This is a genomic window from Pedobacter heparinus (assembly GCF_032678725.1).
GTDB classification, from domain to species: domain Bacteria; phylum Bacteroidota; class Bacteroidia; order Sphingobacteriales; family Sphingobacteriaceae; genus Pedobacter; species Pedobacter heparinus_A.
The window spans coordinates 244897-266444 of sequence record NZ_JAVTSC010000002.1 but is presented as its reverse complement, the minus strand read 5'-3'; the positions used below and the strand labels follow the sequence as shown (position 1 = coordinate 266444).

Annotated in this window: 20 protein-coding genes; 11 read left to right on the top strand and 9 right to left on the bottom strand. The window is 41.1% G+C overall.

The annotated features are described in order from the left end of the window. The first annotated feature begins 52 nt into the window (after nucleotides 1–52). Entirely contained in the window at nucleotides 53–1681 is a 1629-nt protein-coding gene (locus R2Q85_RS04415) for an Ig-like domain-containing protein (RefSeq protein WP_316810534.1), read from the top strand. Here R2Q85_RS04415 and R2Q85_RS04410 read toward each other — a convergent pair whose 3' ends face one another. Beyond that, nucleotides 1682–2191: a gamma carbonic anhydrase family protein gene (locus tag R2Q85_RS04410; protein ID WP_316810533.1), complete on the bottom strand. Its 510-nt coding sequence runs from the start codon at nucleotides 2189–2191 to the stop codon at nucleotides 1682–1684. Between the two features lie 3 nt (nucleotides 2192–2194). After that, on the bottom strand, nucleotides 2195–3781 hold the full coding sequence (gene nadB, locus R2Q85_RS04405; RefSeq protein WP_316810532.1) for an L-aspartate oxidase: 1587 nt from the start codon (nucleotides 3779–3781) through the stop codon (nucleotides 2195–2197). 512 nt (nucleotides 3782–4293) lie between these two features. Here nadB and nadA point away from each other — a divergent pair. Then, nucleotides 4294–5292, top strand: a complete 999-nt coding sequence (gene nadA / locus R2Q85_RS04400) for a quinolinate synthase NadA (RefSeq protein ID WP_316810531.1) — start codon at nucleotides 4294–4296, stop codon at nucleotides 5290–5292. A gap of 71 nt (nucleotides 5293–5363) precedes the next feature. Beyond that, nucleotides 5364–6404 carry a thiamine-phosphate kinase gene (gene thiL / locus R2Q85_RS04395; RefSeq protein WP_316810530.1) on the top strand — a complete coding sequence of 347 codons (1041 nt, stop codon included), beginning with the start codon at nucleotides 5364–5366 and terminating at the stop codon, nucleotides 6402–6404. Here thiL and R2Q85_RS04390 read toward each other — a convergent pair. Continuing rightward, on the bottom strand, nucleotides 6399–7721 hold the full coding sequence (locus tag R2Q85_RS04390) for a DNA recombination protein RmuC (protein ID WP_316810529.1): 1323 nt from the start codon (nucleotides 7719–7721) through the stop codon (nucleotides 6399–6401). The two genes, thiL and R2Q85_RS04390, sit on opposite strands and share 6 nt — an antisense overlap. 210 nt (nucleotides 7722–7931) lie before the next feature. Here R2Q85_RS04390 and R2Q85_RS04385 point away from each other — a divergent pair, with 210 nt between their 5' ends. After that, nucleotides 7932–8624, top strand: a complete 693-nt coding sequence (locus R2Q85_RS04385; protein WP_316810528.1) for a zinc metallopeptidase — start codon at nucleotides 7932–7934, stop codon at nucleotides 8622–8624. A gap of 1 nt (nucleotide 8625) precedes the next feature. On the opposite strand, the gene apaG is transcribed toward R2Q85_RS04385, so the two are convergent. After that, nucleotides 8626–9012 carry a Co2+/Mg2+ efflux protein ApaG gene (gene apaG / locus R2Q85_RS04380; RefSeq protein ID WP_316810527.1) on the bottom strand — a complete coding sequence of 129 codons (387 nt, stop codon included), beginning with the start codon at nucleotides 9010–9012 and terminating at the stop codon, nucleotides 8626–8628. A 34-nt stretch (nucleotides 9013–9046) separates the two neighbouring features. Further along, on the bottom strand, nucleotides 9047–10054 hold the full coding sequence (dusB, locus tag R2Q85_RS04375; protein WP_316810526.1) for a tRNA dihydrouridine synthase DusB: 1008 nt from the start codon (nucleotides 10052–10054) through the stop codon (nucleotides 9047–9049). 117 nt (nucleotides 10055–10171) lie between these two features. Between dusB and R2Q85_RS04370 the strand changes: the two genes are divergently transcribed. Both R2Q85_RS04370 and R2Q85_RS04365 read left to right on the top strand, forming a co-directional pair. Beyond that, nucleotides 10172–11071: a CPBP family intramembrane glutamic endopeptidase gene (locus R2Q85_RS04370; protein ID WP_316810525.1), complete on the top strand. Its 900-nt coding sequence runs from the start codon at nucleotides 10172–10174 to the stop codon at nucleotides 11069–11071. After that, entirely contained in the window at nucleotides 11068–11877 is an 810-nt protein-coding gene (locus tag R2Q85_RS04365; protein ID WP_316810524.1) for a phosphatidate cytidylyltransferase, read from the top strand. Before R2Q85_RS04370 ends, R2Q85_RS04365 begins: the two co-directional genes overlap by 4 nt. Here the strand turns inward: R2Q85_RS04365 and R2Q85_RS04360 are convergent. Next, entirely contained in the window at nucleotides 11874–12095 is a 222-nt protein-coding gene (locus R2Q85_RS04360; protein WP_316810523.1) for a DUF3820 family protein, read from the bottom strand. The two genes, R2Q85_RS04365 and R2Q85_RS04360, sit on opposite strands and share 4 nt — an antisense overlap. Nucleotides 12096–12103: 8 nt before the next feature. Further along, nucleotides 12104–15448, bottom strand: a complete 3345-nt coding sequence (gene mfd / locus R2Q85_RS04355; protein ID WP_410478839.1) for a transcription-repair coupling factor — start codon at nucleotides 15446–15448, stop codon at nucleotides 12104–12106. Nucleotides 15449–15606: 158 nt separating this feature from the next. On the opposite strand from mfd, the gene R2Q85_RS04350 reads away from it, so the two are divergent. From R2Q85_RS04350 to R2Q85_RS04330, 5 genes are all read left to right on the top strand, one after another. Further along, nucleotides 15607–15939, top strand: a complete 333-nt coding sequence (locus R2Q85_RS04350; protein ID WP_316810522.1) for a DUF2752 domain-containing protein — start codon at nucleotides 15607–15609, stop codon at nucleotides 15937–15939. Continuing rightward, nucleotides 15932–16291: a TM2 domain-containing protein gene (locus R2Q85_RS04345; protein ID WP_316810521.1), complete on the top strand. Its 360-nt coding sequence runs from the start codon at nucleotides 15932–15934 to the stop codon at nucleotides 16289–16291. The genes R2Q85_RS04350 and R2Q85_RS04345 overlap by 8 nt, the downstream gene beginning before the upstream one ends. A gap of 25 nt (nucleotides 16292–16316) precedes the next feature. Further along, on the top strand, nucleotides 16317–17414 hold the full coding sequence (locus R2Q85_RS04340) for a Nif3-like dinuclear metal center hexameric protein (protein ID WP_316810520.1): 1098 nt from the start codon (nucleotides 16317–16319) through the stop codon (nucleotides 17412–17414). Continuing rightward, nucleotides 17414–18157 carry a zinc ribbon domain-containing protein gene (locus R2Q85_RS04335; protein WP_316810519.1) on the top strand — a complete coding sequence of 248 codons (744 nt, stop codon included), beginning with the start codon at nucleotides 17414–17416 and terminating at the stop codon, nucleotides 18155–18157. Before R2Q85_RS04340 ends, R2Q85_RS04335 begins: the two co-directional genes overlap by 1 nt. A gap of 94 nt (nucleotides 18158–18251) precedes the next feature. Beyond that, nucleotides 18252–19727, top strand: a complete 1476-nt coding sequence (locus R2Q85_RS04330) for a tetratricopeptide repeat protein (RefSeq protein WP_316810518.1) — start codon at nucleotides 18252–18254, stop codon at nucleotides 19725–19727. Here R2Q85_RS04330 and R2Q85_RS04325 read toward each other — a convergent pair. Both R2Q85_RS04325 and R2Q85_RS04320 read right to left on the bottom strand, forming a co-directional pair. After that, nucleotides 19724–20806 (bottom strand): ketoacyl-ACP synthase III, encoded by a 1083-nt coding sequence (locus tag R2Q85_RS04325; protein ID WP_316810517.1) that lies wholly within the window; start codon nucleotides 20804–20806, stop codon nucleotides 19724–19726. The genes R2Q85_RS04330 and R2Q85_RS04325 overlap by 4 nt on opposite strands. A gap of 55 nt (nucleotides 20807–20861) precedes the next feature. Further along, the gene (locus R2Q85_RS04320; RefSeq protein WP_316810516.1) at nucleotides 20862–21506 is read right to left on the bottom strand and encodes a lactate utilization protein; all 645 of its coding nucleotides are present in this window, start codon (nucleotides 21504–21506) and stop codon (nucleotides 20862–20864) included. Nucleotides 21507–21548: the final 42 nt, after the last annotated feature.

Sequence of the window (21548 nt, the reverse complement as noted above, 5' to 3'; positions counted from 1 at the left end):
TTTTTAATGATATGGGTTAAAAAAGCATATAAATTAAATACAGCGCACATAAATGGCTAAAAAACGAATTGTAATAAACTTGCTGAATTTTTTTGTTCTTATTTGCATAAGTGTACTCTTTTATGCTTGTGCGAGTATGCAACAACCTCAGGGCGGACCCAGAGATACCGAACCACCCAAGATTTTAAAGATGACCCCGAAAAATCTGACGGTCAATTTCACTTCGCCAAAAATTGTCATAGAATTTAACGAGTATTTTAAAATACAAAATGAGTTTAAGGAATTTTCAGTTTCGCCGGAAATGGAAAAACCACCGCAACTGAAGATCAAGGGAAAAAAACTGGAGGTCAGCATTCAGGACAGCCTCGAGAAAAATACCACCTATACCCTGAATTTCGGTAAGGCCATTGGTGACGTGAATGAAGGTAATACTGTTAAAAATTTTACTTATGTTTTCTCAACAGGGCCCCAGCTGGATTCCTTAAGCATCAAAGGTAAGGTGACCAATTCTGTGACAGGGCTGCCGGAGCTGGATGTGCTCGTATTTATTCTGCCTATAAAAAGAGATACTATTTTTGGTAAAAGTAAACCTTCCATATTTACTACCACAGACAGCAGCGGTAATTATGCATTGAACAATCTAAGAAAGGATACCTATAAAATCTATGCCCTTAAGGAGAAAGGTGGAGACAAGGTCTATCAGCAGGCCAGCGATGAAATTGGCTTTTTGAAGGATTCCATCCTGTTGGATAAAGTATTGGACAATGTCAATTTAAGTATTTTTAAAGAGGATGCCGAGACCTTCAGAATAACAGACAGAAAACTTAATGCAGATGGAAGCATTTCTTTTGTCTTTAACCAAAAATTAAAAAAACCAGAAGTTGTAGTTACGGATCCTCCGGCATTGGATGCCGGCAAGCTGTTCAAATTTAGCCGGAACAATGATTCCTTAAAGGTATGGTTAAAAGAACTTAGTTTTGATTCTACTAAAATAACCATTAAGGACCAGAGCAAAGACCTGCAGACGGTAAACATCACGAGGGGGAAAAAAGAAACTTATACGAGGGCCCTAACCGCAACAGATAATATAGAAGGTCGCCTTTTAAATCCCAATAAACCGCTGAGACTGACTTTCAATTTTCCATTGGAAAGTACAGATATCACTAAAATAAGCTTGCTGGAAGACTCTGTCGAACGGACAGGCTTTACCTTGGTTAAAGACAGTACTGATCTCCTCTCCTATTATTTCAGGTATCCATGGAAGCCTAAAAAAACTTATGAGCTTAAGTTTGAAGCAGGTGCAGCTACAGCCATATTCAGCACCAAGAATAAAGAGTTTATTAAGACATTTGAACTGGCTAATAAGGATGATTACGGGACATTAATTGTCAAGATCGTTCCCCCGGAACTGAATAAAAGTTATATCCTTGAAGTGGTGAACGAGAATAAGAACGTAGCCAATACTTTGGTAATCACGAGGGATACTACCGTTAGATTTGCCAACTATAAGGCTGGTAAATACTGGCTGCGCATCACTTACGATACCAATAAAAACGGGGTATGGGATACGGGAAATGTAAAGCGGGGCGTACAGCCGGAGCGGATCTGGAATGAGCCCAAAGAACTCTCTATAAGGGCCCTCTGGGAAAGAAATGAAACGATCACCATCCCTAAGGAATAACTACCTGAACCAATCGGAATATAGGATATAATTATCAGGTAATTTATTTAATAAAACCCTTTGCTCTTCGGTAATGGGCTTTATTTTTTTTGCAGGTGTACCTGCATAGATAAAACCACTTTCACAACGGGTATTTTCCAGCACTACTGCACCAGCAGCAATGATACAATATTCTTCTACCAATGCATTATCCATGATAATAGCACCCATGCCGACAAGGATATGATCTTTCAAAATACAGCCATGTACTATGGCATTGTGACCTACTGAAACCCTGCTTCCTATAATTGTAGAAGCTTTGAGATAAGTAGCATGGATCACTGCTCCATCCTGTATATTCGTTTCATTACCTATGGTAATGCTGTTTACATCTCCGCGAATAACTGCATTGAACCAAACTGAACAATTACTTCCCATTAGTACATCACCAACTATGGTAGCATTTGGCGCGATGAAACAGTCATTCCCCCATTTTGGAGTTTTATCTTTTACTGGCAATATTACTGGCATAATTTAAAAAATTGTATCTGTCAAAGTTTGAGAATGATCCGGATAATCGGTTGTATAGTGCAGCCCCCTGCTTTCTTTTCTTACCATGGCAGCTTTAATGACTAAAAAAGCAACCTGGATGACGTTTCTCAACTCACAGAGTTTTACCGAAACTTCATTTGCTTTATAAAACTCTTCTGTTTCCTCATGCAGCAGGAACAACCTTCTCATCGCCCGTTCCAACCGGAAATCTGAGCGGACAATACCTACATAGTCACTCATCAGTTTCTGTGTTTCACGAAGGTTATGTGTAACCAGAATATCCTCGTTAGATTGGGTAACGCCCTTTGCGTCCCAATCGGGTATATTTTCAGGTATTACAGATTTACCAAATGCTTTGACAGCATCCTCGTAAATCCTGTGCGCAAAAACCAGGGCCTCTAAAAGTGAATTAGAAGCCAGCCTGTTTGCACCATGCAATCCGGTAGAGGAACATTCCCCGCAGGCATAAAGATTCTTTATGGATGATCTTCCATATTCGTCGACCAGGATACCGCCACACATATAATGCGCTGCAGGCGTAACCGGGATCAAATCCTTTGTCATATCTATTCCAATTGACAAACATTTGGCATAAATATTAGGAAAATGTGTTAAAATATCGGACTTCTTCTTGCTTCTGATATCCAGGTAAACAAAATCGTCACCCGATTTTTTCATTTCTGCATCTATTGCACGGGCCACAATATCCCGGGAAGCTAAAGAACCCCTTTTATCGTATTCATACATAAATTCATCACCGTTCTTACGTCTGAGTACTCCACCAAAACCCCTTACAGCTTCTGATATTAAAAAGGACGGATATTCTCCGGGATGGTATAAAGCTGTAGGATGGAACTGGATAAACTCCATATTTCTTACTTTTCCTTTTGCACGATAGACCATTGCCATTCCGTCTCCCGTAGCAATAACTGGATTTGTAGTACTGGAATACACGTGGCCTGCACCTCCGGAAGCCATGATAGTCACATTCGCCAATATTTTTTCCACATCGTTACGTTCTGTATTAAAGGCATATATGCCATAACAGCGGATATCCTCGGAGCTCTTATCCACATGTTGTCCCAGGTGATGCTGGGTAATCAGTTCCAGGCAAAAGTAATGTGTTAATATCTCTATGTTCTCATTCTGATGGATCTGACGCAACAACACACTTTCAATTTCATAGCCTGTAACGTCTTTATAGTGCAATACACGATGTTCTGAGTGTCCGCCCTCTTTGGCCAGATCATAAACTCCTGTTCTGTTTTTATCAAAATTAATTCCATAATCGATAATTTCCTGTATCCGCTGTGGCCCTTCCTTAACCACAATCTCTACTACCTTCTTGTCACACAGGCCATCACCCGCAATCAGTGTATCTTCAATATGTTTCTCAAAAGAATCGTCCTTATCTACCACAACGGCTACTCCGCCCTGTGCATATTTTGTATTGGACTCGTCTTCATTGGATTTGGTTACGATCAATACTTTACCGTGCTGAGCTGCTTTTAATGCAAAACTCAGACCCGCAATTCCAGACCCTATCACCAAAAAATCTACTTTTCTCATTTGTGTGCTGTTGTTTTTCAATACATTATAAAATCTCTGCCTGTTTTATCCAGCTATTAACCTTATAAATACCATTAAATTATCCATATTCTGACTCTTGTTAACAACGTTAATATAATTGTTGATTACATGTCTAAATAAAAAGAACAAATATTTTTGAATGTTTAAAGCTAACCTAAAAAGCCAATTTGCCACAATATTTTGAGTTATTTTTAAGCAACATTCACTAGTTTATTAACTTTTTCCACCGCGACTAACAATAAACATATTGGTATTGATAAAAATATAGACTGTAAAATATATAGCTGTAAATCAGCTGATATTTTAAATGAAAATGTAATCTAAATGTTAGTAAATTATTAATAACTCATATAATCGAACAGAAAACAGATATTTATACACAGTATCCACACGCTAATAAACAATAGAAATCTATTTATATTAAATTAATTATAATTTATTGAAGTGTGGAAACTACGTACCTTTACAAAAGTTAAAATAAACTCATTCTGATGAAAACGGATACTTTAGAGGAATTAAACAGAAAAGGTTTTATAGAGGAACATATTGATCCAACTTTAGATCTCTTTGAAGAAATTGAAAAGTTAAAAAAGGAAAAGAATGCCATTGTACTGGCTCATTATTACCAAGAGCCTGATATTCAGGATATAGCAGATTATATAGGCGATAGTTTGGGCCTTTCACAGGAAGCAGCAAAAACAGAAGCAGATGTGATTGTATTTGCGGGTGTTCATTTTATGGCTGAAACTGCTAAAATTCTTTCTCCTGATAAAACAGTATTGTTGCCTGATTTGAAAGCTGGCTGTTCATTGGCAGATAGCTGCCCGCCTCATTTGTTTAAAAAATTTAAAGAGAAATACCCTGATCATCTGGTGATTACTTATGTGAACTGTACTGCTGAGCTCAAAGCTTTAAGTGATATTGTTTGTACCTCTACGAATGCAGTTCAGATTGTAGAAAGTTTGCCCAAAGACCAGAAGATTATATTCGGACCGGATAAGAATTTAGGGGCCTGGGTGGCTAAAAAAACCGGTAGGGATCTGGTATTATGGAATGGTGCCTGTATGGTGCATGAAATATTTTCAAGAGAAAAGATCACAAAATTAAAGGAGCGCCATCCGCAGGCAAAATTTATTGCACATCCTGAATGTGAGGATGCAGTATTAAAAATGGCTGATTATATTGGATCTACCACTGGTTTGCTGAAATATACGATCAATAACGATGCCCAGGAGTTCATTGTGGCTACCGAAAGTGGGATCATCCACCAGATGGAGAAAGCTAATCCGGCTAAGACCTTTATTCCTGCGCCACCAAACAACAGTTGTGCCTGTAACGATTGCCCGTATATGAAAAGAAATACCCTGGAAAAATTGTATCTCTGTATAAAAAACGGACTGCCAGAGGTTACTGTACCTGCTGATATTATTGTCCAGGCACGTAAACCTATTGAAAGAATGCTGGAAATATCAGCGAGTCTGGGCTTGTAATTAGATATTTTGGGTTATGTATGGTAAATAGTTGTGGATAACCTGTTAATTGATTGTAATAGAATAAGATAATGTTTGAGAATAAAGAGCGTACCGATATTGCTGAACTGGGAGAATTTGGGTTGATCAAACACCTGACGGATCAATTCAAAATAAAGCATGAAAGCAGTATTAAAGGTATTGGTGATGATGCTGCTGTATTAAACTTTGAAAATAAAGAGGTTTTAATTTCTACAGATCTGTTACTGGAAGGCATTCATTTCGATCTGGCTTACGTACCCCTGATGCATCTGGGGTACAAAGCTATACAGGTGAACCTGAGTGACATTTATGCCATGAATGGGATTGCTACCCAGGTAACGGTTTCTATTGGTTTGTCGAGCAAATTTCCGCTCGAAGCTGTGGAGGAAATTTACAAAGGGATACAACTGGCCTGTGATAAGTTTAACATTGACCTGATTGGTGGGGATACCTCATCGAGTAAGCAGGGATTGGTAATTAGTGTGACCAGTATTGGTTATGCGGAAAAGAAAGATGTGGTGTATAGAAATGGTGCCGGAGAAGGAGATCTGATCTGTGTAACAGGAGATCTGGGTGGTGCTTATGTGGGCCTGCAAATCCTGGAGAGGGAAAAACAGATATTTCTGGAAAATCCTGGTATTCAGCCTGATCTGGAGGGAAAGGATTACATTATAGAACGTCAGCTGAAACCTGAGGGAAGAAGGGATATTGTGGACCTGCTGGCGCAAATGGATATTGTTCCTACGGCGATGATTGATGTTTCTGACGGACTGGCTTCAGAGGTTTTACACATCTGCCAGCAATCGGAAAAGGGAGCTACTTTATATGAAGATAAATTGCCCATTGATCCCATGACTTATGAGACCGCAAGAGAACTGGGCCTTGACCCTACCGTTTGCGCATTAAATGGTGGGGAGGATTATGAATTATTATTTACCATTAAACAAGCCGACTACGATAAGCTCAAACACGATGTAGACATCAGTATCATCGGGCACATTACGGATCGAAATTCGGGATGTAAAATGATTTCTAAATCTAATGTAGTACATGAACTGAAAGCGCAGGGCTGGAACGCTTTTAAGTTATAATTCCTCCTCTTCAGGTAAAACAGGGTCTAAAAACTTGCTGTCAATCTGTTTAGTGGCTTTGGCACCTAATTTTTTGATCTTTTCAGAGGTATTGGAGAGGTTACCTGTTCCTGTGGATAACTTGTTAATTGCTTTATCATAAGCATCCTGACTTAGTTTTATGTTCCGGCCAATGCTCTCCATGTCGGTTAAGAAACCTACGAATTTATCGTACATACTGCCGCTTAACCGGGCTATTTCCAATACGTTCCTGTTTTGTCTTTCCTGTTTCCAGATGCTGGATATGGTACGTAAAGTGGCCAGTAAGGTAGAAGGACTTACAATGACTACTTTCCTGTCCCAGGCATAATTGAACAGTTCGGCGTCCTGCTGCACTGCAATTCCAAAAGATGATTCGATCGGGATAAAAAGCAGTACAAAATCGGGAGAGTTGATCTGGTAGAGTTCATGATAATTTTTTCCGGATAGACCTTGTATATGTGTTTTTATAGAAATCAAATGTTGTTTGAGCTGAAGTTCTCTTTCCTGGTCTGTATCTGCAGCAACCAGTCGTTCGTAAGCAACCAGAGAGACCTTAGCATCAACGATAATGTGTTTATCGTCCGGAAGGTCAATAATTACATCCGGCTGCATTCTGGAGCCCTCAGCTGAGCTTAAACTGGTTTGTATGCGGTACTCCCGGTCTTTAATCAGACCTGAACGTTCTAAAACGCGCTCTAATATAATTTCACCCCAGTTTCCTTGTTTTTTAGCGTCACCCTTAAGGGCTTTGGTTAGATTATTAGCTTCTTCCTGGATTTGCTTGCTCTGGTCCATCAGCTGGGCAATTACTCCTTTTAAAACATTACGTTCATCAGATTCGGCTTTGTATACTTTTTCAACCTTGTCTTCAAAAGCTTTGATATTCTCTTTCAGCGGATTTAAAATGATGTCCAGGTTGGTCCTGTTCTGCAGGGTAAATTTTTCTGATTTTTCTTCCAGTATTTTACTGGCTATATGTTCAAATTCCAGTTTAAAACGCTGTTGAAGTTCAATAATATATTTCTCCTGTTCTGCATGCCTTTGCCCTTGGGCAAGTAAATTTTCTTCTGCCTTGATCACTTTACTGCGTTCATTAATAAAATTCTGACGCAGGTCATTCAATTCATCTTCCAGCTTTTGTTTTTCTTCTTTTAACCAGTTTAATGATTTTTGATGTTCATTTTCTTTGAGTGCTAAAAGTTCCAGCTGATTTTTATCAGCAGCAAGCTTTCTAAACAGGATAAAGATGAGGGTGATCAGAATGATGATCAATAATGTAATTCCTATGGTTTCCATACTAATATTATTATCAAATATCATGATAATAAGTCTGTATTGCAAAAATAAATAGTAAATATGGTGTAAAGCTACCTGCTTAGTTTAACCTACAGATGAGAAGGGTACTTAGCTTGCAGGCCGTTCTTACCTCATTTGAGGCTTTTTTTTAAAATAATTAAATTAGGAACACTTTTTGATTCATAATGACTGAAACATTCTTTAAATAAAATGGGAACTTATTTTGTTTTGATAATTCCGATACTGATGATTAGCATGTTTGTGCAGTGGCGTTTTAGAAACAGGTTTTCAAAATACGCTGAAATGCAGTTAAATTCAGGGTTTTCGGGTAAGGAGGTGGCTGAGAAGATGCTGCAGGATAATGGAATTTTTGACGTAAAGGTGATGAGCACTGACAAAGCTTTATCAGATCATTATAATCCTGAAGATAAAACGGTTAACTTAAGTACAGATGTATATTATGGGCGAAGTGTTGCCGCTGCTGCAGTTGCTGCCCATGAATGTGGCCATGCTGTACAGCATGCAAAATCTTACCATTGGTTACAGCTGAGATCAAACATGGTACCTGTGGTCAGCATCACTTCTAACCTGTTGCAATGGGTACTGATTGCCGGGGTATTGCTGATTGCTTTTACTTTTAATCCTTTTGTTTTGGGGATTGGCGTTCTTGGACTGGCTCTGATTACTTTATTTAGTATCATCACCCTGCCGGTTGAGTTTGATGCCAGCAGAAGAGCCCTGCTTTGGCTTAAAAACAATAAAAGTGTATTGTATACTACCGAAGAACACACGCAGGCTAAAGATGCCCTCTGGTGGGCTGCTATGACTTATGTTATCGCAGCTTTGGGTGCACTTGCAAACCTGTTTTATTATGTTTCTATACTATTTGGACGAAGCAGATAGGTTAATTTAAGCGATAAGGAACAATCAGCTCAAATTCAGGGATATCTACTATGAAGTCCCTGTCATCTGCAATACGGTACATCAGGTAATTTCCACTCATGGTACCCATGTCAGTGTTTAAATTACAACCTGATACATAGGAATGGCTGGAACCTGGCTCAATGATTGGCTGTTCACCCACAACACCCTCTCCTTCTACTTCTCTTTGTGTGCCATTGGAATCAAATATAAACCATTGTCTCCTTTTAAGCTGTACAGCGTAATCGGTCAGGTTTTCAATGGTAATGCGGTAAGCAAACATAAAATGTGCATTAGCCGGATTGGAATGTTCTTCCTGATAAGTTGTTTCGACTGAAATTTTAACGCCTAACGTAATAGCTGTAATCATTTTAACTCATAATTTAATAAATAGTTTTCAAAAATCAAGCCATTTCACCGGCGGGGTAAATATGTTGATATTTTTCTGCTATTTCATCTAAAATACTGTGAATAGTATCAATATTTTCTTCTTTAACCAATTGCATTCTGTAGGTTTTAAAATCCGGAATACCTTTAAAATAGTTGGCATAATGTCGTCTCATCTCAAAGATACCTACTCTTGGACCTTTCCAGGCAATGGATTTGTCAAAGTGTGTGCGGCATACAGAAACACGTTCTTCCAGGGTTGGCCCTGGCAATATTTCGCCCGTGTTAAAGAAATGCCTGATCTCTCTGAATATCCAGGGATAACCTATGGCTGCCCTGCCAATCATGATGCCATCTATTTCGTATTCCAGCCGCCAGTCTGCCGCTTTACGGATACTGTCAACATCGCCATTGCCAAAAATAGGTATTTTAATTCTTGGGTTCCGTTTGATCTCACGTATCAGTGTCCAGTCGGCCTCTCCCTTATACAATTGTGCCCTGGTACGGCCGTGAATGGTTAAAGCCTGAATGCCGATGTCCTGTAAACGCTCCGCAACTTCTTCTACATTTTTGGTGTTGTCGTCCCAGCCCAGACGGGTTTTAACGGTAACTGGCAAATGAGTGGCTTTTACTACCGCTGCTGTCATCTTCACCATTTTATCTATATCCTGAAGCAGGCTGGCGCCAGCACCCCTGCAGGCAACATTTTTAACTGGACAACCATAATTGATGTCCATCAAATCAGGGCCGGCAAGCGTAGCTATTTCAGTTGCTTCACGCATGTGGTCTATCTCGCTTCCAAATATTTGTATGCCTATTGGCCTTTCATACTCAAAAATATCCAGCTTGGCCCTGCTTTTAGCCGCATCTCTGATGAGCCCTTCTGATGAAATAAACTCTGTATACATCATATCCACACCACTTTGTTTGCATACAAAACGGAAAGGAGGATCGCTTACATCCTCCATTGGTGCAAGCAATAAGGGAAATTCTCCCAGATCAATATTTCCTATTTTTACAGACATTTTTCTATCTTCAACCCAAAATTCACGGCACAAAGGTACAAAACTTAGCTAAAATAGTTAATTAACTATTTTGCTGGCCGGCAAATCTTGGAAGAATGAAAATAAAAAGGCAGGTAAATGAAAGAAATTAAAGAAGAGAATAGTCCTTTTATACAACTGCTGATGCTGTGTTTTTATGCTTTTCTGGGCCTGCTTGTTTTTCCAGCAATAGGTTTTGCATTGATATATTTGAAATATGGTGGAGAAATGCTGCAAAATATGGACTGGCTGAGCAGTACGGATGTCTATTACCTGCCTGCACAAAGGATACTGATCACCGCCCAGCAACTGGGCTTATTTTTGGTGCCCGCCTTGCTGCTTGCCAAAACTGAGGGTAGCGCTATTCATGGCTTTTATGGATTTAAAAGGCCTACCGCAGGGCTTTTATTGCTCGTTTTGGTAATGATGGCCTGTTCCCTGCCCGTTTTGGAATGGCTTACACAGTTTAATCAGCAAATGAAATTTCCTGCTGCTTTGAAGGGGCTGGAAGCCTGGATGAAAGCCGCAGAGGATCAGGGGATGAAAATGACCATTGCGCTGTTAAAAATGGATCATATAGGCATGTTCCTGCTGAATATAGGGATGATCGCCTTATTGCCGGCAGTGGCGGAAGAACTCCTGTTCAGGGCTGGTTTACAACGTATTTTTGGCAGGATGTTCCACAATCCACACCTTGCCATATGGCTTTCGGCCTTTATATTCAGCGCCATTCATGTTCAGTTTTATGGCTTTTTACCTCGACTGTTATTGGGGGCTGCCTTTGGATACATCTATTTCTGGAGCGGAAGTTTATGGTATGCCATGTTTGGTCATTTTTTAAATAACGGATATGCAGTATGTGCAGCGTGGTATATGCAAAAAAACAATATACCTTTGTCTGAATCCGATAAAACGATGAATATTGCCTGGTATGGTTATGTAATCAGTGCAGGATTGACTTTTTTGCTGTTCCGATATTTTAAAAAACAAGCCAGATGAAAACAAGAGCGATAACTGCTGTCTTTTTTACCATTGCGATGCTGGGCTCCATTTTTTTAGGGGCTTATGCTTTTACCTGCTTTTACCTGATACTAAGCCTTGCAGCTTTGCTGGAATTCTTTTCCATGATAAAAACAGCAGGCATACGACCGCACCGGAACATTGCGCTATTTGCCGCTGCATTGATCTTTTCAATGACAGCCGGGTATCACCTGTTACAATTTGAAACTAAATTTATGCTCCTGATTGTGCCTTTGATTTTCTCGGTGTTCATCAGCGAATTGTATAAAAAAGAGAAAATACCTTTTTCTAATATTTCTTACACCTTTGTGGGCTTTATTTATGTGACGCTGCCTTTTTGTTTCTTTTATTCGCTTGGATTTATACAGGAACAGGCGACATATAGTTTCCATTTACCACTTGCCTTTTTACTGATGTTGTGGGCCAGTGATACCGGAGCTTACCTTTTTGGGGTTAAATTTGGGAAAACACGTCTATTTGAGCGTCATTCTCCAAAAAAATCATGGGAGGGTTTTTTCGGTGGGATGTTTACCAGCATATTGGCTTCTTACCTGATTTCTTTGTTTTTTAAAGAGATCAACCCACTGGTATGGGGGGGAATGGCGGTGTTAATTGTTTGCTTTGGTACACTCGGCGATCTTGTAGAGTCGATGTTAAAACGTAGTCTTAACGTAAAAGATTCTGGGAATATACTGCCTGGGCATGGTGGTTTTTTAGACCGTTTTGATGGTCTTTTACTGTCGGCACCAGTTGTATACGCCTACCTGTATCTGATATTGAATTAAAAGGGCTTATTCTTTTTTAATGGCTGCAACAAGTATTCCAGACCGTTGAGCTTGATCTCGTAAAGCGTGGCGATCATTTCTCCGAGTTTGCCCGGTGGCCAGCCTTCTCTGTGAAACCAGATCAGGTAAGATTCGGGAAGGTCGCATAACAGGCGGCCTTTATATTTTCCAAAGGGCATTTGCATGGTAACCAGGTCTTGTAACAGTTTAGGGTTCATCTTATTTTTTATTTGGCCACCATTTCCAGCATCTCTACCGCTTCATCAATGGTATTCAGGTTATCGAATGCAATACGTAGCGAATCTTTAACCTCTTTGAGGTTACACAATCGCGGATGGATCTGCGCAAAATGCAATATTTTATTGAACATGGTAGAATCAAAAAATGAGGATTGTTTATCCGTAATGAAATAGCCACGTAGAACCCCTTTTTTAAAGTTTATCTTTTCGAAGGCCAGTTTTTTGGCTACCCATTGCAGCCGCAATACATTCAGCATGGTTTTAACAGGTTCAGGAACTGGTCCAAACCTGTCTTTTAAGCTTTTTTCAAAGGCTTTGAGCTGGATTTCATCCTCAATTTTTGAAAGTTCTGTATACAGGTTATACCTTTCGGTAATGTTGGTCACATAATCATCCGGAATATAAAGCTCCAGGTCGGTATCTACCTGGGTAAAATTTACAAAAGGGCGTAAGGGCTCATCTTTAAACAAATCTTTAAACTCATCGGTCTTCAGCTCCTGAATGGCTTCATCGAGTATCTTATGGTACATCTCGAAACCTATTTCGGCAATAAAGCCACTTTGCTCGGCGCCTAAGAGGTTTCCGCTGCCCCGGATGTCTAAATCCCTCATCGCAATATTAAAACCGCTTCCAAGGTCTGAAAACTCTTCAATTGCGCTGAGGCGTTTGCGGGCTTCGGAGGTAAGGGTGCTTAAAGGTGGGCTCAGTAAGTAGCAGAAAGCCTTTTTATTGGACCGGCCTACCCTGCCGCGCATCTGGTGCAGGTCGCTCAGCCCGAACATATGGGCATGGTTGATGATGATGGTATTGGCATTTGGGATGTCAAGCCCGGCCTCGATAATTGTGGTGGCTACTAAAACATCTTTTTCCCCGTTGATGAAATCGAGCATCACGTCTTCGAGCTGATCGCCATCCAATTGCCCGTGGGCAATGCCTATGCGTGCTTTTGGTACCAGGGTTTTGATCAGGCCGCCGAGTTGCGGCAGATCGTGTACCCGGTTGTGGATAAAAAACACCTGTCCGCCCCTGTCCAGTTCAAACTGAATCGCTTCCTGGATGAGTTTATCATTAAATACGTGTAATTCCGTGTTTACGGCCTGCCGGTTTGGTGGCGGGGTGCTCATGATGGAAAGGTCACGTGCGCCCATTAACGAGAAATGCAGGGTCCTGGGTATTGGAGTTGCGGTTAGGGTTAAGGTATCTACATTTACCCTTAAGGCCCGGAGCTTCTCTTTGGAGGATACACCAAATTTCTGTTCCTCGTCAATGATCATGATGCCCAGGTCTTTGAATTTTACATCTTTACTAAGCAAACGGTGCGTGCCGATGATGATGTCTACCTTACCTTCAGCCACTTTAGCCAGGGTTTCTTTGATCTGTTTGCTGGTTTTAAAACGGTTGATGTAATCTACTGTGCAGGGAAAATCTTTTAAGCGGCTGGAAAAAGTTTTGAAGTGTTGCAGGGCCAGGATGGTGGTTGGCACCAGAACCGCGGCCTGCTTGCCGTTAGCGACGGCTTTAAAAGCGGCCCTGATGGCGATTTCAGTTTTTCCAAAACCAACATCACCGCAAACTAGCCGGTCCATAGGATGCGGGGCTTCCATGTCCTTTTTTACATCAGCGGTAGCTTTTTCCTGATCGGGAGTATCCTCATAAATAAAGGAGGCTTCCAGTTCGGTTTCCAGGTAGCCGTCAGGTGCAAAAGCGGTTCCTACCTGCGATTTTCTCAACGCGTATAACTTGATCAGGTCGCGGGCAATGTCTTTAACTTTTTTTTTAGTGGTTTTTTTAAGTTTGTCCCAGGCCTCAGTCCCCAACTTGTTCATTTTTGGCGCTGTGCCATCTTTCCCGCTGTATTTAGCGATGCGGTTAAGGGAATTGATATTAACATACAGCAGGTCGTTGTCTGCATAGACCAGCCGGATCATTTCCTGGGTCTTGCCATTTACCTCTACTTTTTCAAGACCGGCATACTTACCTATTCCATGGTCGATATGTGTAACAAAATCACCTGGTTTCAGGTCCCTCAGTTCTTTTAGCGTAATGGCCTGACTGCGCTGATAACCTCTTTTTAGCTTGTATTTATAAAAACGGTCAAAGATCTGGTGATCTGTATAAAAGGCAACTTTCTGCTTGGCATCTACAAAACCTTCCCTCAACGGGATGTTTACCGGCGTAAATTTGGCTGTTTTGTCGATGTCATCCAGAATGGCATATAAACGTTCTGTCTGTTTAACAGAAGCGCTAAAAATGAAGTTATGTATGCCTTGTTTTTCATTCTCTTTGAGGTTATGGATCAGCAAGCTGAAGTCTTTGTTGAAAGATGGCTGAGGCTTTGTTTCGAATTGAAAAATGTGATCAGTTTTATAAAAGAACTGCTTTCCGAACTCTACAAGAGGAAAGTCATGGAACATATCGCCCATCATTTTCTCGTCTGTAAAAGCAAATTTAGGGTCTATCCAGTCCTGGTTTTCCTGTTTTTCTTTGGATGGCAGGGCTTTCCAGAGTTCGACGGCTTTTTTATAGCCGCTTTTAACAATGTCTAAAGTAAATTCTACATCTTTAAACCAAACCTGGGTATCCTTTTCGATATAATCCAGGATACTGATGTTGTTTTCGGTCAGGTATTTGGATTGTACATTGGGTATGATGGTAAGCGTTTTTACATCTTCTACCGAAAGCTGGCTTTCTATTTCAAAGGTTCGGATGCTTTCTACAATATCTCCAAAAAACTCGATGCGGTAAGGCAGGTCGTGTGAGAAGGAAAAGATGTCTACAATGCCGCCACGTATGGAAAATTGACCTGGCTCGTAGACAAAATCGGTTCGGTTAAAGTCGTAATCGATTAAAAATTCATTGATGAAATCAATGCCCAGTTTGGTGTTTAAGCTAATTTCGAGGGTGTTTTTTTCGAGTACTTTGCGGTCTATCACTTTTTCTGCAATGGCTTCCGGGTAGGAAACCACAATTTTACCGTATTCAGATTGGTGATTTAGTTCATTCAATACTTCGGCCCGGGCGAGTACATTGGCGGTATCCACCTGCGTAAAATCGAAGGCTTTGCGGAAGGAGGAAGGAAAGAGCAAAATCTCTTTATCGAGGATACTTTCCAGGTCGGCCAAAAAATAGGAGGCTTCTTCCCTGTCCGGGAGTATAAAGAGCTGTGGCTTGTGCAAAAGGAAATAGGTAGCCATTGCAATTGTTGCATCGGCAGAACCTACTAAACCTTTTAATTGAAGTTTGGTGCCTTTACCGGCGTTAAGAGCCTTTGCCAATGCCACAATACGCTCGTCTGTCTTGTATCTGCTGATCAGGTCGCGAATGTTCACCATGCAAAGGTAAGATTTATGGCGGTCTTTAAATGTAACAAAGTTTCAACCAATTGATCTAAAGCTAAAAAGCCTTAACACACGTGGTTATTTATGCACAAAGCTGGGTTTTTGGCAATTTTTTGATTTGGAAGTACCTATATTTAACAGAGGAAATTAAAATGAGCGGATTAAAGCGGATACCCCTTGAACTGATTTTCTGGATTACGGCTTTGGTGCTGCTGGCTACTGCTGATCTGCAGAACCATGGGGAAGCACAGCATTTTACGCTTTGCCCGATTGCCAATTTGGGCATGACCTGGTGCCCTGGATGTGGGATAGGGAGATCGATCACACAACTTTTTCATGGAAATTTTGCAGAAAGCTTTGCACAGCACTGGTTTGGCCTGCCGGCCCTGCTGATCATTTGCCGGAGGATAGGCGTTTTAATGAAAATGATTTGGATAAACAATAAGCTATTAAATTTAAAATATAAGGAGAAAAGATATGTTTGATTCACCATTTATGTCGCTACCGGGTATTACGCCGCAGGAGTATTCGTATTTGCAAAGTGCAACTACAGGATTTAGCGAACAACAGTTGAGAGGTTTTTTAATGATCTACGGGGGTAAGCGGAGAAACCCGGACGATATGGTATTGTACTGTATTCTTGGTTTTTTTGTGCCAGGGCTGCCGAGGTTTTTAGTAAATCAGATCGGAATGGGTATTTTGTATTTCTTTACTATTGGTTTGTGTTTTATCGGTACGATCATAGACCTGATCAACCACAAAACACTGGCTTATGAATACAACCAGCGGATGGTTTTTGAAAGTCTGCAAATGGTAAAAATGGGCAATTTACAGTAATTAAAATCTATCGTATATTTACGGAATGAGGTTATCTGTTTTAATGAAGCACCTGGAAACTTTTGCTCCACTGAATTATCAGGAGGATTATGACAATTCGGGCCTTATTGTAGGCGATCCGGAGCAGGAGGTGCAGGGTGCAGTGGTTGCACTGGACTGTATAGAAAATGTGGTTGATGAAGCCATTTTGCATGGCTGTAACCTGATCATTACACATCATCCGATCGTTTTTAAGGGGTTGAAAAAGATCACCGGAAAAAATTACGTGGAGCGGGTGGTGTTAAAAGCAATAAAGAACGACATCGCTTTATATGCCATACATACTAACCTGGATCATGTCCCGCATGGGGTAAACGGAGTGATTGCAGGTCGCCTGGGGCTGCAGCATACAAAAATATTGAGCCCAAAAAATTCGTTTTTAAAGAAACTGGTTACTTTTTGCCCGGTTGAACAAGCGGATGTATTGAGAGAAGCCCTGTTTGCTGCCGGAGCTGGTCATATTGCCAATTATAGTGAATGTAGTTTTAATGCTGAGGGTTTCGGAACTTTTAAAGGTGGAGCCGGGACGGATCCTTATGTTGGTGAAAGGGGCATACAGCACCAGGAGCGCGAGATCAGGATAGAAACCATTTTCAAGGTTCATGATGAGCGAAAAGTATTGCTGGCTTTATTGGAACACCATCCATACGAAGAAGTGGCTTACGACATTTATCCCCTCGAAAATAAACTGGAGACTGTTGGGGCGGGCGTGATCGGCTGGCTGGAAGAACCGCTGGATGGCCTGGAGTTTTTGAGACGGGTAAAGAACAATATGGATGCCACCGTGATCAGGCATACACGTCTGCTGCCTAAAAAGATCAGGAAGGTTGCAGTTTGTGGCGGGGCCGGGAGTTTTTTATTAAGGGAAGCGATAGCTGCGGGTGCGGATGCATTTGTGACCTCGGATTTTAAATACCACGAGTTTTTTGACGCCGATGAAAAATTAGTGATCGCAGATATCGGACACTTTGAGAGTGAACAATTTACATCTGATTTGTTGATAGATATTATTCAAGAAAAATTTCCTAACTTTGCAATCCGTTTAACGGAGCATAACACAAACCCCATAAATTATTTCATTTAATGGAACAAACTGTAGAGCAAAAGCTAAAAGCTTTATACGAATTACAAACCCTGCATACTAAGATCGATAAAATACGTCAGATACGCGGTGAACTGCCAATGGAAGTTGCTGATTTAGAAGACGAGGTTGCAGGACTGGAAACACGTATACAAAAATTCAAAGGCGAATTGGATGATACTGAAGATGCCATTGTAACACGTAAAAATATGATCAAGGAAGCTCAGAACCTGATCAAAAAATATGAGACCCAGTTAAAAGATGTTAAAAACAACCGGGAGTATGATGCCCTGACCAAAGAGGTGGAGATACAAACGCTTGAGATACAGGTTTGCGAGAAAAAGATCAGGGAGTTCGGATTTGACATCGCTCAGAAAACTGAAGTTTATGATAAAGCGCTGGCGGATTTAGAGTCAAGGAAAAAGGATCTTGAAATTAAAAAAGGTGAGCTGCAAACCATTACTGCCGAGACGGAAAAAGATGAGCAGGGCTTGCTTAAAAAAGCGGAGAAAGCAGAAACTCAAATTGAGGAGCGGCTTTTAGTGGCGTATAACAGGTTGAGGGGAAATGCCAATAATGGCCTGGCGGTAGTGACGATTGATCGTGATTCCTGCTCTGGTTGTTTTAACCAGATTCCGCCTCAGCGTCAGTTAGATATCCGTCAACGCAAAAAGATCATCGTTTGTGAACACTGCGGAAGGATTTTAGTAGACGAGGCGCTTACCCAGGAAGTAGTTCCTGCTTAAGCTTTTTAATCATATAAAAAGGTCAGAAATTCCATCTGGCCTTTTTTTGTGATTTTTTTTACAAAAAACAGAAATTATGCAGAACATCCATTTAATGAAGAAACTATGCCTGGCTGCGCTCTTGTTGTTTTTACCCGGATCCCTGTTTGCTAAATTTGATTTTAATGCGAATTGTTTAAAGGCATATCAGTTGATATTTGAGCTTAAACTTGATGTGGCGAGGCAAATGGTCGCCTCAGAGAAGAAAGTTAATCCTGATAACGCTATTGTGCCTTTACTGGAAAATTATATTGACTTCTTTTATTTGCTGGCAACGGACAACAAAGAAGACTTTAACCGGTTGAAGGGAAATAAAAACAGCAGGCTGGACCAGCTCGCTGACGACGACAGTAAATCACCCTATAAATTATATGCCCAGGCAGAGATCAATTTACAGTGGGCCTTGATCCGTGGTCTTTTTGGCGAGCAGTTTAATGCAGCACTTGAAATTAAAAGAGCCAATGGTTACCTGCAGGAGAATGCGAAAAAGTTTCCGGGCTTTCATTTAAATTTAAAAGGACTTGGCCTGATCAACGCTCTTTTGGGAAGCCTGCCGGAGGGTTTCATGAAAAAAACACTGTCTACTTTTGGTATTAAGGGGGATGTGAAAACAGGTCTTGCCATGATGAGAAAGTTGGCAGAGGGTTTGCCTAAATCTGCCTATGAGCCTTTTTATGAAGAGGCGGTATTTTATTATTCATTTGTGTTGATTAATGTTACCCGCAGTGAAAATGCGTATGCAGAAACCATAAAGTATACCACAAGGATAGCGGATAGCAGTTTGCTGAAAACCTATCTTAAAGCTTATGTGAGCGCAAAGAAAGGGCATAACGAGGAAGCAATAGCTACGCTTTCTGAAAGACCTGTAGGGAGTCAGTACCAGGCTTTTCCATACCTTGACTACCTGATGGGAATTGCCCGCTTGAATAAACTTGATTTTAGTGCCGGGGCTTATTTTAACAAGTTTTTGCAGCGCAATAGGGGGGTTAGTTACATTAAGGACAGCTACCTTCATTTGGGCTGGATCGCATTGATTTCGGGGGATGTAAGGAGTTATCATGCTTTTGCGGAGAAAGTCAAAACCACAGGGTATGTGATCAATGAGCGCGACAAGCAGGCCCTGAATGAAGTGGGCTCAGGGAGTCCTAATGTTGGGCTTTTAAAAGCGAGGTTATTGTTTGACGGAGGTTATTATACCAAATCGCTGGAAATTTTGGCGGACATTAACGAAGGCGATCTGAGCCTGTTGAAAGACCGGACAGAATACCATTACCGCCTGGGAAGAAACTATGATGAATTGGGAAAAGGGGACCTTGCGCTGCAGCATTATCAAAAAGCGGTAAACTATGGAAAAGGGCTGAAAGCATATTTTGCCGCTAATTCTGCGTTGAGTATGGGAAAGATCTATATGAAAAGGAAAGCCTATACACAGGCTAAAACCAGCTTTAATACTGCAATAAATATGAAGGACCATCAATACGAGAATAGTATTGAAAGTGAAGCCCGTGACAGTTTAAGACGGATCAACTAGAACCGGTAGACGAACGCATTGATGTGCATTCCAGCGCCAACTGAAGTGAAAACGGCGTACTCGCCTTTGTTGATTTTATAGCCCTTTACCTGATCATGAAGTACCAGGTCTAAAAGCGTAGGAATTGTAGCTACGGAGCTGTTGCCGAGCCAGGAGATGGTCATGGGTACCAGATTTTCAGGAACGGTATCCAGGCCGTAAAGCTTGAAAACCCGTTTCATAATGGCATTGTCCATTTTCCCGTTGGCCTGGTGAATAAAGACAGTTTTAATGTCTGTAATGCTGATCCCGGCCTTATCAATCGCTGTTTTTACAACATGGGGTACTGTGGTTACGGCAAATTCATACAGCTTCCGTCCGTTCATTTTAAGGTAGGCATTGCCATTGCACTCTTCCGGATTGTTACTTTTGCCCATCACGAGCAGGGAACCATAATCAACCGCGTAGGTTTGTGTTTTATGTGCGATAATGCCCCTTGGGTTTTCGTCGGTCCGGGCTTCAAATATAACGGCGGCGGCACCATCAGAAAAAATCATGCTGTCCCGGTCGTGTGGATCGACAATCCTGGACAGTGTTTCTGCCCCGATAACCATTACCCGGTTTGCATCTCCGCTTTGGATAAGGTAGTTGGCCTGAATCGCGCCTTGCACCCAGCCCGGACAGCCAAAGATGATATCATAGGCCACACAGTCTGGATTTTTAATCTGGAGGGCTTGTTTTACTTTTGAGGCAAGCGATGGAAGAATGTCCATGCGGTTGCTGCCCGCTTTTACATCTCCGAAATTGTGGCAGAATATGATGTAGTCAAGACTTTCTTTGTCGATTTTAGCGTCATCTATTGCGCTTTGCGCGGCAATGGTCGCAATATTGCTGCTAACCAGGCCGGCATCAATATATCTGCGCTCCACAATTTCGGTAATCTCCGAAAATTTGCTGATGATTTCATAGATGTCTTTATCCAGCTTTAAGCCGTTCTCGTAAAAAGAGGCGTTTAGAAATGCATTTCCTGAGATAACATTTTTAGGGATATAGCTCCCTGTGCCAGTAATAACTGCGTGTAAATTCGTTTTAGTGCCCATTTTGTACCGTATACTGTTTTAGTGTACAGTATAAAACTAGAATAAAATAATTAGATTATGAAAAATCATCGATTAAAAATACAAATAATTCCTTAGGTCCATGTGCACCCAGAACTAAAGTTTTCTCGATATCAGCCGTTCGGCTGGGACCGGTAATGGTACTGATCATAGATGGGATCTGGCTGCCGTATTTATCTTTGATCAGCTTAAAAGCGTCCTTAAGATCCATTACCAATTGCCCGGTACGGGCAATGACAATGTGGTGATGCGGAAAAATGCTCAGCCTTCGGCCTGCTGCATTTTGGTTAGAGACCATTACAGAGCCATTGCGGGCAATTAAGGCTTCGCATAGGGTAATACCTGCTTCAGCCATTTCAAAATCCTTATCGGTCTGGTAAAAAGGAAATTCGTAGGTAGAAAGGAGTTTTTGAAGTTCTGGTTCCCAGCAGTAGATTTTCCTCCAGTTGAACTTTTCAGCCAGCTGAATAATGTTTTCAATAAATTCTATTCCGTTTTCGCAATAAATAAAATTTCCGGAAACTGCTGTAAGCTGTTCGGCAAACAGAACTTCAGGATATTCTGTGTTTTCTACATAAAGCGGGCTGTCTTCTAAATTGGGATAAGGGTTATCTCTTCTTTCCAGAAGGGCTTTTCTTATCTTTTTTAGCATGAGCTCTTTTGAGGAAATGTTTTCTTGCATAGGTAATGGATTTGCTGCCGCTTCTTTTGGAAACGGCAGCCC